The sequence below is a fragment of the Microbulbifer mixtoriginis (SeqCode) genome (assembly GCF_052468275.1).
In genome coordinates this window covers 1,630,954-1,644,012 of the sequence record NZ_CP174341.1, presented here as the reverse complement: position 1 = coordinate 1,644,012, position 13,059 = coordinate 1,630,954, and the positions used below count along the sequence as shown (strand labels likewise).

Sequence of the window (13,059 nt, the reverse complement as noted above, 5' to 3'; positions counted from 1 at the left end):
TCACAACGAGCAAAGTAAACTTTTCATTAAAGTGCTAAAGCGAAGACAGCGACCATGACACCGCTTAAAACTCTGCCCACTATTCTGTCGATCCTTTTATTCATCCTCAGTGCTCCCCTGTACGCAGAGGTACAGGAGTTCGCCACAGATGACGAACGCAACACCATGCAGGTGTTTAATTTTGCCAGCCCCTCTGTGGTGTATGTCACCAATGAAACCCTGGTTCGCGATCGCAGAACCCTGCGCCTGCACGCAGTACCCAAAGGCGCCGGCAGTGGATTTATCTGGGATGAACAGGGTCACGTTGTGACCAATTTCCATGTCATCGAGGGCGCGCGTAAAGTCACAATCACCCTGCAGGACCGCAGTGAGTGGCCCGCCACTGTAGTGGGTTCCGCTCCCGAAAAAGATCTGGCGGTGTTGAAAATCGAGGCTCCGAAAAAATTACTTAAACCACTGGTTGCCGGTACCTCCAGTGAACTCTCTGTGGGCCGAAAAGTACTCGCCATCGGCAACCCTTTTGGCCTTGATACTACCCTAACCACCGGAGTGGTCAGCGCGTTGGGGCGTGAAATCGAGGCCGCCAACAACCGCACCATTCGCAATGTGATCCAAACCGATGCCGCCATTAATCCCGGCAACTCTGGCGGTCCCCTGCTCGATTCCCTCGGCCGTCTGATCGGGGTAAATACCGCTATCTATAGCCCCAGCGGTGCCAGTGTGGGCATCGGTTTTGCTATTCCTGTGGATACTGTAAAGAAAATAGTGCCGCAACTGATTAACTACGGCCGCCTGGTGCGACCGATTCTCGGCATTGAATCCGCACCGGACCAGTGGAGCAGCCGCTACGGTTTTGAAGGTGTGGCGGTGCTGCGCACAGCCCCTGGTATGCCGGCGGAAAAAGCCGGTTTACAAGGCATTTATCGCACACGCCAAGGGGGCTGGCAGCTCGGAGACGTTATCGTGGAAGTCGAACAGCAACCCGTCCGCAGCTACGACGACCTGCTCAATGCACTTGAGAAGTACCGCGCCGGCGACCAGATCACTTTGGGGATAATGCGCAACGGGACAATCCGCTACACCTCGATTACACTCGCGGCGCCCCAATAAATCGGGGCAGAATCTGGCGCAGCTTCCCCAAATCAACCTATCTGGAGAGAAGGCGCCGCAATAACGAATAAATAATTGCGCCTAAGGCCGACCAGTTATGCAGAAATACTTCCTGTGCCGTTACGAGGAATTAGCGGAAGGGCAATCCAAGGGCTTCTCCCTCGGTGACACCGCCGCCGGCACCGACAATGTGTTTGCGGTAATGAAAGGGGGCGAGGTTTTCGCCTATAAAAACACCTGCCCCCATCGCGGTATCAATCTCGACTGGCAGGAAGACCAGTTCCTCGATCCCGATGGCGCACTGATCCAATGCGCCTCCCATGGGGCGCTGTTCACCATTGAAACCGGCGAATGTATTGCCGGGCCCTGCACCGGCGATTCACTTACTCCCATCCCCGTGGAATACGCCCAAGACGGCCTCTACGCCCTGCTGCCTGAATAAGATTTTACTGGCTGGGTGGCCCCCACCCGACCAGTTACTCTAAATTCCCTCTGCGAAACGGCAGAGCTTCGCCTAAAACGATTTCATCGGCGCTCATCCGCGCACGGTAAGCGAGCACCTGCACACCGGCTGAGACAGCACTGTCGAGAGCTTTAGCATAAGCCGGGTCGATTTCTCGCGCTGCCTCTACGCTATCTATGCCACTGTGCTGTACACAGTAAAAAAGCACTGCACGCACACCACTCTCAGCCAATTTCTGTAACTCACGCAGGTGCTTAGCACCGCGAGCACTCACCGCATCGGGAAAATAACCCCGCGCACCATCCGCCAGGGTGACATTCTTAACCTCCACATAGCAGTCGCCAGCATCGCCAGACAACAGAAAATCGATGCGGCTGTTTTCTTCGCCATAACGCACTTCCCGACGCAGGGATTCATACCCTTGCAACTCACTAACCACTCCGGAATTTATTGCCTCTTCCACCAGGGCATTCGCGCGCCCAGTATTGACGCCGGCCAGAGATCCATCCGGTGTTGTACAAATTTCCAGCGTGTGGCGGTACTTGCGCTTGGGGTTGCCCGAGTCCGAATACCAGCAGGCGCCGCCTTCGATCCAGCAATTTTTCATAGAACCGGTATTTGGGCAGTGGATGGTAAATTTCTCGCCATCAGCCGTCTCCACATCAGCGAGGAAACGTTTGTAGCGACGCAACAGGGTGGCCTTTTGTAACTCTGGGGAAAACTTCACTGGCTGGCACTCTTGTACATTTCAGCGCCACAAAATAGCAGACAACTATTTGTGGCGCGAATCGCGCAGATTTGATAGCTTCCTCGCTCTCGGTCGCCGGGGTACCGGCAATCGGGGCAAGGATTAGCCTGCCACCGCAACTGATTTGATAGGTGAAAAAAGCATCACCCAAAAAGATTCCGGTCTAGGCTAGATTGAATTTGGTGGTATCGCCCCCATTATCGGGGGCCCGTAAAGAAAGAGAGGCAACGACTATGCCCAAAACTGCTGCGAGCACCGATTCTCTGCACGGCTTTGAGCCCTACAAGGAGACTAAGGGCGAAGAGTACATGAATGAGAAGCAGCAGGAGCATTTCCGCAACTTGCTGTTGGCCTGGAAGGCCGAACTGATGGCGGAAGTGGACCGCACCGTTTCCCACATGAAAGACGAGGCTGCAAACTTTCCCGATCCCGCTGATCGTGCGAGCCAGGAAGAGGAGTTCAGCCTTGAACTTCGCACCCGCGATCGCGAGCGCAAGCTGATTAAGAAAATCGACGCCACCCTGGAACTGATCGACCAGGATGATTACGGTTTCTGTGAAGCTTGTGGGGTCGATATTGGTATCCGCCGTCTTGAAGCGCGCCCCACCGCAACCCTGTGTGTGGACTGCAAAACCCTGGCGGAAATCAAAGAAAAACAGCTTTCCGGCTGATTTTTCCCCATCGTATTGCGGCGATCACCCTTGATCGCCCGGCTCGACAGGGCGGTCGACGGGACCGCCCCTATCACTTTGAATAGTAAAACGCCCTATTTCGGTCGCTTCGCGCCTTCTCCGAGCGGTCCTCTGCATTTCGGCTCGCTAGTGTGCGCACTCGGCAGCTATCTGGACGCCCTTGCGTATGGCGGGCACTGGCTCGTGCGTATGGAAGATCTCGACCCCCCGCGCGAGGAGCCCGGCGCAGCCACTCGAATACTGAAATCCCTGGAATCCCATGGGCTGCACTGGCACGGCCCCGTGGTGTGGCAAAGTAAGCGCCACGCCCAGTACGAGGCAGTTCTGTCACAGTTACGCCAACGCGGACTCCTATATCCATGTCATTGCTCACGCAGCCAGATCCGTCAAAATGGTGGGCACGACAATCAAGCCTGCCGGATAAAAGACGAGGGCACAGGTGCCTGCGCCCTGCGCTTGTCCTGTGCCGGAGGCGAGGAGCACTTCGAAGATATCTGGCGCGGGCCCCAATCCCAGCCAGTGCGTGAAGACACCATTCTCAAGCGCCGCGATGGCCTCTACGCCTATCAGCTGGCGGTAGTGGTCGATGATATTGCCCAGGGCATTACTCATATCGTGCGCGGAACGGACCTGCTCGACACCACTGCTGCACAAATTCGTCTGTTTCACCTACTCGATAACAGAGCACCGATCTTCGGCCACCTACCGCTGGTCATGGGACCGGGGGGGGCGCAAAAACTCAGCAAACAAAACCACGCACCGGCTATCGACGACAACCGAGCCGCCAGCAATCTCTGCACCGCACTGGATTTTCTCGGCTTTCATGTCGCGGATGGGCTGGAGGGCGAGGCGCCAGAACATATTCTCAAGTGGGCTGCTGCACGCTGGCAGCGTCACCAGATCGATAAACGCGACCGACAATTGCACTGATCGTTGGAGGCAATTAACATTTTTGCGCCAGCCGACAGGCTCGCCATTTAACTTTTCACCCTCCACGCGGATTTACATAACAACCTATGAGCAACCGCACCCTGCTAATCCTGCTCGTGCTGGTGGGCTATGTGTTCTCCCCCACCATATTTACCTGGATGATCAACCCCGTTGGCGCCTGGTACCGGCCCTTTATCCTATGGTTCGTTTTGATCCTGCTGGCGATTTTTATCCAGTGGAGGCGCAACTCGAATGAGCTTTGAGATCGCCCATATTGCCCTGATCGGGGTTGCCTATATCGCTACCTTGTTCTTTGTCGCTTTCGCCACTTCCAAGGGCTGGCTGCCCGCACGCTGGGTGCGCCATCCACTGGTGTACGTACTCTCGCTGGGGGTCTCTCTATCTGCCTGGACGTTCTATGGCATTGTCGACCTCGCCTGGCAATACGGCTATGGGGTGCTTGCCTACTACCTGGGCACCGGTGCCATGTTCTTATTTGCGCCTGTGGCACTGGAGCCCCTCGCGCGCCTGGCCCAACGCTACCAGCTCTACTCCCCCGCAGACCTGCTGGTTTTCCGCTACCACAGCCGCCAGGTGGGCACCCTGGCCACCCTGTTTATGCTATTGGCGCTGCTACCACTGGTCGCCCTACAGATCCAGGCGGTATCGGAAACCTTGGCACTGTTGTCACGAGACAGCGTCGCCGCCCTCGGCCTGCCCGACAGTGGTGTTTCCAGTAAAAACCTAATCGCCTTTTTCTACTGTGTGCTGTTGGCAGTCTTCACCAGTATGTACGGCGCCACCCGTGAGCGCGGTGAGGGCCTCGCCAGTGCCATGGCACTGGAATCCCTGGTTAAACTGGTGGCACTGACCGCGGTCGGTGGTTATGCCGTTTACGGTGTGTTCGGCGGTTTCTCGGGGCTCGACCAGTGGCTGCTGGAAAACAATGATATGCAGCAGCTGCTCTACACCCCCATTGAACAGGGCTCCTCGCATACGCTGCTGTTAGTCTTTATCGCTACTGCCGTGGCCATGCCACATATCTTTTACCTCAGCATCGCTGAGCGCCCCACCGGCCAGGCCCTGCGCACCGCCAGCTGGGGTTTTCCGCTTTTCCTGTTGCTAATGGCGCTGCCGATCTTTCCGATTATGTGGGCGGGCTTCGCCCTGGATGTGGCTGAACCGGTACAGTACTTCTCGCTGGCGGTACCGCGTGCCAGTGGCTCAGCGTTGCTCACAACACTGGCCTTTATCGGCGGGCTCTCCGCCGCAACCGGCGCACTGATTATGATCACCCTGGCATTATCTACCATGGTCATGAATCATTGGCTGCTACCGGGCACCCGCTGGGACTCCGAAGACAATATGTACCGCCAGTTGGTGTGGCTGCGCCGCGCTTTAATCGCTGCATTGTTTATCGCGGGCTTTGCCTTTTACCTGCTGCTGGACAATCGCCTAACCCTGTCGGATTTAGCCCTGCTGGCCTTTATCGGTTCCCTGCAGTTCCTACCAGGTATCTTCGCCGTTATTCACTGGCCGCGAGGCAATCGACGCGGCCTGATTGGTGGACTTCTGGCGGGGATGTTGATCTGGGGTTGCGGCCTTTTGCTGCCATCGGTGTTCGAACTAACCGGCATCACCCTACCGGGTACTTCTCTGCAGATACCCCTGGGCATGTCCATCTGGACCCAGGTCACTACCCTGTCCCTCGGTGTCAACATACTCCTATTCGTCAGCCTCTCACTGTTTACCTCGACCAGCAGCCTGGAGCAATACGCCGCCGACCTATGCAGTGACGACACCATTGCCCAGGCTCTGCGCCTAGGGCTCGATGTACAGTCCGCAGCGGACTTTCGCCTGCGCCTGGCGGAGAGCCTAGGGGCGGCCACCGCCAACACCGAGGTGAAGCGCGCTCTCAATCAACTCAACCTGCCCGATAACGAGCGCCGCCCCTATGCCCTGCGCCAGCTGCGCAATCGCATTGAATCCAACCTGTCCGGGCTGCTCGGACGGGTACTGGCCGGCCAGATTATCGATCGCCACTTTCCCTTTCAGAACAGCGATCAGCCGGCCAACAAGGATATCCACCTGATCGAGACACGCCTGGGGCGTTACAAGCACCAGCTGACCGGGCTGGCGGCAGAGCTGAACAATTTGCGGCTTTACCACCGGCAAATGCTGGAGGAGTTGCCCATGGCCGCCTGCTCTCTGGGGCGCGACGGCGAGATACTGTTGTGGAATTACGCCATGCAGGATCTCACCGGGATTGCCGCCGTTGAGGTAATTGGCTCCAAGCTGGAATATCTGGCAGAGCCCTGGCGCAGTCTGCTAGCGGAGTTTGCCGAATCCAGCGATGCCAGCCGCTTCAAGCAGCAAGTCAGTCTCGGCGGCAACAGCCACTGGCTCAACCTGCACAAAACCCGGCAAAAACGCAGCCGCAGCGGGCGGGCCCGCAACCAGCGTGGCGATGGGCAGATGTTACTGCTCGAGGACATCACCGAGACCCAGGTTCTGGAGCAGGAGCTGATTCACAGCGAACGTCTGGCCTCGGTGGGACGCCTCGCCGCCGGTGTCGCCCACGAGGTGGGCAACCCAGTGACCGGTATCGCCTGCCTGGCACAGAACCTCCAGTTCGATTGCGACAACCCGGAAGTGCTGGAAACCGCCGACCAAATCCTCAGCCAGACCCAGCGCATCAGCCGCATCGTACACTCGCTGGTGAATTTCTCTCACAGTGGCAGCCAAGAGAGCGAGCGGGCTCCGGTAGACCTCTACGCCTGTGTGCAGGAAGCGGTGCACCTGCTATCCCTGCAACGGGATAAAACCGAGGTGCGCTTCGAAAATGCAGTCCCAGCAGATCTGATCGCCCCCGGGGATAACCAGCGTCTGATCCAGGTATTTATCAACCTGCTCAGCAACGCACGCGACGCCAGCCCGGATGGCGGTCTCATCCGCATTGACGGTCGAGAAGCCAAGGGTTGTGCCTGTGTGTCAGTCACCGACGACGGCCCCGGTATCTCTGCCCAACACCGCGAGCGTATTCTGGAACCCTTCTTCACGACCAAGGAACCCGGAGAAGGTACAGGCCTGGGCTTGGCCATGGTGTACAGCATTGTTGAGGAGCACGGAGGGCAGCTAGAGCTGGAGAGCCCAGCCAATCCAGAGACCGGCCGCGGCGCCAGATTTACTGTACAGCTGCCCTTGGCAGGCTAAGACTCCAGCCGGCAAACCGGCCAGGAACTGGGCAAAAATAACCCGGTTCTCCGTTTTTGAGTTGCATCGAAACGGCGGCCGGGTAAAACTAGGCGTTTATTGAGCATTTTGTAACCAGGCGTAACATATGAGCCACATCCTGATCGTCGAAGATGAAGCCATTATTCGAACGGCGCTGCGCAAACTGTTAGAGCGGCACCGATATAAGGTCAGTGAGGCGGGCTCAGTTAGGGAGGCCCTTAGTAAGCACCGGGTCAATGAAGTTGACCTGGTTATCTCAGACCTGCGCCTACCCGGTGCACCGGGCACCGACTTGCTCAAACATGCCGGTGAAGTACCGGTATTGATCATGACCAGTTACGCCAGCCTGCGCTCCGCTGTGGACTCCATGCGCATGGGCGCCGCGGACTATATCGCCAAGCCATTCGATCACGACGAGATGCTCGCCACCGTGCGCCGCGTCATCGGCAAGGCCGAACAAAGTCGCGCCCAAGCGCCTTTGGATAAAAGTAACCCAGGCACTATCGCCGGAATGATCGGCGACAGCATGGCTATGCGCGAACTCTACAGGCGCATTCACAAAGTGGCACCCACAGACGCCACCGTACTGGTGCATGGAGAAACCGGCACCGGTAAAGAGCTGGTGGCCAAAGCTATCCATGAAGAGAGCCGCCGCGCTGGCAAGCCGTTGATCTCCGTCAACTGTGCCGCCATTCCCGAGACATTGATCGAATCGGAGCTGTTTGGTTACGAAAAGGGCGCTTTTACCGGCGCCCAGAGTGCCCGTGAGGGACTGGTTGCCGCCGCTGATGGCGGCACCCTGTTTCTCGATGAAATCGGTGAACTCCCGCTAGAGGCTCAAGCACGGCTATTGCGAGTGATACAAGAGGGTGAGGTGCGCCCAATTGGCTCTATCGAGTCGCACAAAGTGGATGTGCGGCTGGTTACCGCCACCCACCGTAACCTGCGTCAACTCGCCGCTGAACGCAAGTTCCGCGAAGACCTTTACTACCGCATCAACGTGGTGCAGATGACTCTGGCACCGCTGCGCGAGCGCGGCCGCGATGTCCTTGCACTGGCAGAGCACCTTCTCGAAAAGTTCTGCACCAAAATTGAGCGCCCATTGCTGCGCCTCTCTCCCGAGGCAGTTCAGGCAGTCACCACGTACACTTGGCCTGGTAACGTTCGCGAGCTGGAGAACGCCATACAACGCGCGGTCATCCTCACCGACCGTGACAGCCGGGAAATCGACCACAAAACCCTAGATATAGACTTGGACCTGGTCCCCGTGGAGGAGGCCATCGGCGAGCCTCGCCCGCGCAGCCTGCATACCGATCCCCGCGAGGATCTCTCGCTGGAGGACTACTTCGCTCGCTTCGTAATCGAGCATCAGGACACCATGAGCGAGACCGAGCTGGCGAAAAAGCTGGGGGTCAGCCGCAAGTGCCTGTGGGAGCGCCGCCAAAAACTGGGCATTCCCCGCAAGAAAACCCGCCGCAGCGCGGTTGCCGAAGCCTGATCAACTTTCTTGGGGGCTGAGCCCCCTCCCTCACCTACACCACATTTCCTTAACAAGTAGCCCCTTAAACTTCTCTTCAACAGGCTTTAGCCACGTCCGTGACCGATGTCCCACTTTGTTACATCACCGCTAACAGAGGGAAGTGTTACCCAAGACCTACCTCAAGTAACAGTTGCCGCACCTTACGTAACGCAATGGCACCCGGAAAAGTTCCATCAATTTTCGTAAAGATTGTAACTTATTGATTTATAAGGATTTTTAAAAGTTGGCACACTAAATGCTTTACTCTTAGTACAAAAATTAAAAACGGCCAACAATAAAAATAAATGACCGTTAAAAGCCCTATAACTACTCAAAATAAGTGGGCGAAACACAATAAAAATAATGGGGCGGCCGATAACAAAAGCAATGAGTGGCCAAAACCGCAAGAACAACAATAAACAATAACAATAATTTCGAAAGAAGAATAAAAATAACAACAAGCGCGTTGCAAACTGACTGATTTATACCTGGGAGAGGGTGTTTGCTTGATAGCAAATTAAGAGCGCAAGGAAGCCGCTGCCTTCATACCTGTAATAATAATTCCCAAACTTTTCCCCAACTTTCCGGCACCCGCAGATTGCGGGCGCATTGCTTTGCGTGTGTTAGAATCGCGCCAGCGAGTCCTCCACACTGACAGCAGATGCCATTGCCGCCCCCTGTTTTGGACTTCGCCCCCTGGGCCCGCCCAGGTACAGAGGCCCCAGTAGTGCAACAACATGCCCCAACTCCGTTGGGGAGGAAAGTGCAGGTGTAATGCCTGTCGCCACCGGAGATGTGGCCTCAGCACCAACAGGGCATTTTCGGTCACCAACAGATGGCAGCAGTCAAGACAGACAGCCGTATGCTCAATAATTTGATTAGTAGTATCAAACGCTGGCGCAAGCCGGCCAAGAAAGGCCCCAGGGTTATCGCCCGCAACGACCACAATATCTCCCGCCGGGATATCAGCCGCGCAGCCCTAACGGTCATGAAACGCCTACAGGAAGCAGGTTACCAAGCGTACATTGTCGGGGGGGGCGTGCGGGATCTAATGCTCGGCGGCCACCCCAAAGACTTCGATGTTGCCACTGACGCTACACCAGAACAGGCTAAAGTACTGTTTCGCGGCGCACGCATTGTCGGTCGGCGCTTTCGAATCCTGCACGCGCGTATTGGCCGCGAGGTTATTGAGGTCACCACTTTTCGGGGCCACCACAGCGATGGCGAGACACACGAAGCAAAACAATCCGAACACGGTATGTTGCTGCGCGACAACGTCTACGGCGACCTGGAAAGCGATGCCATGCGCCGCGACTTTACAGTCAATGCTCTCTATTACACCACCGATGGCTTCGCTGTTCACGACTACACCGGGGGGGTTGAGGACATAAATAATCGCCTGATCCGCATGATCGGGGCCCCCGCTACCCGCTATAAAGAAGACCCTGTGCGGATGCTGCGTGCGGTGCGCTTCGCAGCCAAACTGGATTTTGCCATCGAACCCGCTACCGAGGCCCCGCTAAAAGAGCTGGCTCCTCTATTGCGCAATATCGCCCCCGCGCGCTTGTTTGACGAGATCCTCAAACTGCTGATGAGCGGCCAGGGCGAGCGCACTTTCGAACTATTGCGCCGCTATCATCTGTGGCAGCACCTGTTCCCAGATAATGCAGCCCAAATTGAAAAGAACCCCGCAGCACTGGAGCTGACAAAGCGCGCCCTGCGCAATACCGACCAGCGCATCCAGGCTGATATGCGCGTGACCCCCGCCTTCCTATACGCGGCCCTGTTGTGGCCGGCTGTGGACGAGGAGCAGAAAAAGCTCATCGAGAAAGGGATTCCACCGGCGCCGGCACTGGCCCAGGCGGCTCAAAAAATTACCAGTAACCAACTGGCCCACACCGCTATTCCCAAGCGCTTCTCTATCCCCATGCGCGAGATATGGGATCTCCAGCATCGTCTGCCACAACGCGGCGGCAGTCGCGCCCAGCGCCAGCTGGAGCACCCCCGCTTCCGCGCCGCTTACGACTTCCTGCTATTGCGCGAAGAGTGTGGAGAAATTGAACCCGGTCTGGGCAACTGGTGGACCGACTTTCAGCAAGCCGATGATGAACAACGCCAGCAAATGGTACGCAAACTCCAGCGCAGCGGCGGCAACAATCGACGTGGCCGCAATTCCCGTGGCGGACGCCGACGCAAGCCAAAGGCTGCCGAATAATGGAAAGGGTTTTTATCGGGCTCGGCAGTAATCTGTCTGAGCCACAGAAGCAGCTGCGCAGTGCCCTGGCGGCCATGGAGGAAATCCCCGACTGCCGCCTGCTGCGCTGCTCCAGCTTTTATCACAGTGCGCCCATAGGCCCTGGCGAGCAGCCAGATTATGTCAACGCCGTGGCTGAGCTGGAGTGCGCACTAACGCCCATTGAGTTACTCGACCAGCTGCAAACGATTGAGCAGGCTCACGGGCGCGAGCGCTCGGTGCGCTGGGGAGCGCGAACCCTCGATTTGGATGTTTTATTGTTTGGCGAACAGCAATTAGACGAGACGCGTCTGCAGGTACCGCACCCGCGTATGGCTGAGCGCAATTTTGTACTGCAGCCACTCGCTGAGCTCGATCCACAACTGCAACTGCCATCGGGGGAGCTATTGCAACAGTTGCTGCAGGATTGCCCACAAAACCGCCTGGAGAAATTCTAAACAACCTCAAATACAGCGTTAAAAATACTCGACTGGCCGCCCCGCTTGATAGTATTTTGGCGCCTGTAACCCATCAGGGAAGACGCCCCAACCAGAGGAGTCGAACACGTGGTTATCGACAACAGCGAAACCAGTTCGTGTGAGTTTGGCCAGCCGGAGAGAACGCCACCGAAATTTATTGCCGTTGAGGGTAATATCGGAGTGGGCAAAACTACCCTCGCCAAAAAACTGGCCTGTACCTTCAATTACGACACTCTGTTGGAGCTACCCGAGGAAAACCCCTTTCTCGAGCGCTTCTATCGCGACCCCAAAAACGCCGCACTACCCACCCAGTTACATTTTTTGCTGCAACGCTCTCAACAGATTCAGGCCCTGCGCCAGGATGATTTGTTTGAACCCGTGCGGGTGGCAGACTTTCTTATCGAGAAAGACCAACTGTTTGCCCAAGTCACGCTGGACGCGGATGAACTCGCGCTCTACCAACAGGTATTTCAGCACCTCACACTAGAGGCCCCCAAGCCCGACTTGGTTATTTATTTACAGGCCCCACTGGAAGTCCTGCAGGCTCGTATCCGCAATCGAGGCGTCCCAGCTGAACGCGTTATCAGCACCGAATATCTGGCCACACTCAACGACGCCTACACGCAATTTTTCCACTTTTACGACAGCTCACCGCTGTTGATTGTCAACAGTGAGGAAATCGATATCGTCGATAGCCCCGAGGATTACCAACAACTGGTGGAGTATATGCTCACCGTCACCAAGGGCCGTCATTACTACAACCCGGGAAGTTAACCGCTATGTATGCACCTTCAGAATTAGAAAAGCTCGTTACCGTGCAAACCCTGCGCAAAATGAAAGCGAACGGCGAGAAATTTATTACCGTCGCCCTCTACGATGCGCCCATGGCGGCCATGGCGCAGAAAACCGGCGTGGAAACCGTGCTGGTAGGCGACTCCCTCGGTATGACCGTATTGGGCTACGACAGCACAGTGCCGGTCACCATGGAACAGATGATCTACCACGTGGAAGCAGTGGCAAGGGGCAATAAAAAATCCCTGATCATGGGTGATATGCCATTTATGACATATGCCACACCGGAGCAAGCGCTCACAAACGCCACTCGTATCATGCAGGCTGGCGCCCATACGGTGAAGATTGAGGGCGGCGCCTGGCTTGCCGACACAGTCAAAATGCTGACAGACCGCGGTATCCCGGTTTGTGCTCACCTGGGGCTCACTCCTCAGTCCGTTCACAAGCTGGGCGGCTATAGGGTTCAGGGGCGCGACGAAAAGCACGCCGAACAAATGTTGGAAGATGCGATCCTCCTGGATCAGGCTGGCGCCGATCTGCTCGTGCTCGAATGCGTGCCCAGCGCCCTGGCCAAACGCATCACAGAATCAGTTTCCATGCCGACAATCGGCATCGGCGCTGGGCGCGATACCGATGCCCAAGTCCTGGTTATCAACGATATCCTCGGCCTTACCGAACAGCCGCCGAAATTTTCCAAGAACTTTTTAGTGGAGGCCGGCGATATCCCCGGTGCCCTGCGCAAGTATGCAGGGGACGTTAAACTCGGCGTATTCCCAGAAGACAGCCACACTTTCAATTAAGTTTCTACGGGGCCACTTAACGACAGTGCAGTGGCCCAGACACCTCCTCCCGCGGACTG

At 56.6% G+C, this 13,059-nt stretch carries 12 protein-coding genes; 11 read left to right on the top strand and 1 reads right to left on the bottom strand.

Going from position 1 to position 13,059, the window contains the following annotated elements:
- Positions 1-54: 54 nt before the first annotated feature.
- Both ACJJIC_RS07165 and ACJJIC_RS07160 read left to right on the top strand, forming a co-directional pair.
- On the top strand, positions 55-1,110 hold the full coding sequence (locus tag ACJJIC_RS07165) for a S1C family serine protease (protein WP_252083157.1): 1,056 nt from the start codon (positions 55-57) through the stop codon (positions 1,108-1,110).
- 97 nt (positions 1,111-1,207) lie between these two features.
- Positions 1,208-1,552: a Rieske (2Fe-2S) protein gene (locus ACJJIC_RS07160; RefSeq protein ID WP_252083158.1), complete on the top strand. Its 345-nt coding sequence runs from the start codon at positions 1,208-1,210 to the stop codon at positions 1,550-1,552.
- A gap of 34 nt (positions 1,553-1,586) precedes the next feature.
- On the opposite strand, the gene sfsA is transcribed toward ACJJIC_RS07160, so the two are convergent.
- A complete protein-coding gene (gene sfsA, locus ACJJIC_RS07155; protein WP_445356676.1) occupies positions 1,587-2,300 on the bottom strand; it encodes a DNA/RNA nuclease SfsA in 714 nt (237 codons plus the stop codon).
- A gap of 254 nt (positions 2,301-2,554) precedes the next feature.
- Between sfsA and dksA the strand changes: the two genes are divergently transcribed.
- The 9 genes from dksA to panB all read left to right on the top strand — a co-directional run bounded on the left by dksA (position 2,555) and on the right by panB (position 13,000).
- Entirely contained in the window at positions 2,555-2,992 is a 438-nt protein-coding gene (gene dksA / locus ACJJIC_RS07150; RefSeq protein ID WP_152454721.1) for an RNA polymerase-binding protein DksA, read from the top strand.
- Between the two features lie 30 nt (positions 2,993-3,022).
- Entirely contained in the window at positions 3,023-3,943 is a 921-nt protein-coding gene (gluQRS, locus tag ACJJIC_RS07145; protein ID WP_445356675.1) for a tRNA glutamyl-Q(34) synthetase GluQRS, read from the top strand.
- An 86-nt stretch (positions 3,944-4,029) separates the two neighbouring features.
- Entirely contained in the window at positions 4,030-4,206 is a 177-nt protein-coding gene (locus ACJJIC_RS07140) for a hypothetical protein (RefSeq protein WP_252083161.1), read from the top strand.
- Positions 4,196-7,156 (top strand): ATP-binding protein, encoded by a 2,961-nt coding sequence (locus tag ACJJIC_RS07135; protein WP_445356674.1) that lies wholly within the window; start codon positions 4,196-4,198, stop codon positions 7,154-7,156. Before ACJJIC_RS07140 ends, ACJJIC_RS07135 begins: the two co-directional genes overlap by 11 nt.
- Positions 7,157-7,283: 127 nt before the next feature.
- A complete protein-coding gene (locus tag ACJJIC_RS07130; protein WP_252083163.1) occupies positions 7,284-8,675 on the top strand; it encodes a sigma-54-dependent transcriptional regulator in 1,392 nt (463 codons plus the stop codon).
- Positions 8,676-9,531: 856 nt separating this feature from the next.
- The gene (gene pcnB / locus ACJJIC_RS07125) at positions 9,532-10,911 is read left to right on the top strand and encodes a polynucleotide adenylyltransferase PcnB (protein WP_252083164.1); all 1,380 of its coding nucleotides are present in this window, start codon (positions 9,532-9,534) and stop codon (positions 10,909-10,911) included.
- A complete protein-coding gene (gene folK, locus ACJJIC_RS07120) occupies positions 10,911-11,387 on the top strand; it encodes a 2-amino-4-hydroxy-6-hydroxymethyldihydropteridine diphosphokinase (protein WP_444903053.1) in 477 nt (158 codons plus the stop codon). Before pcnB ends, folK begins: the two co-directional genes overlap by 1 nt.
- Before the next feature lie 108 nt (positions 11,388-11,495).
- On the top strand, positions 11,496-12,182 hold the full coding sequence (locus ACJJIC_RS07115) for a deoxynucleoside kinase (RefSeq protein WP_252083166.1): 687 nt from the start codon (positions 11,496-11,498) through the stop codon (positions 12,180-12,182).
- A 5-nt stretch (positions 12,183-12,187) separates the two neighbouring features.
- Positions 12,188-13,000: a 3-methyl-2-oxobutanoate hydroxymethyltransferase gene (gene panB, locus ACJJIC_RS07110; protein ID WP_445356673.1), complete on the top strand. Its 813-nt coding sequence runs from the start codon at positions 12,188-12,190 to the stop codon at positions 12,998-13,000.
- Positions 13,001-13,059 lie beyond the last annotated feature (59 nt).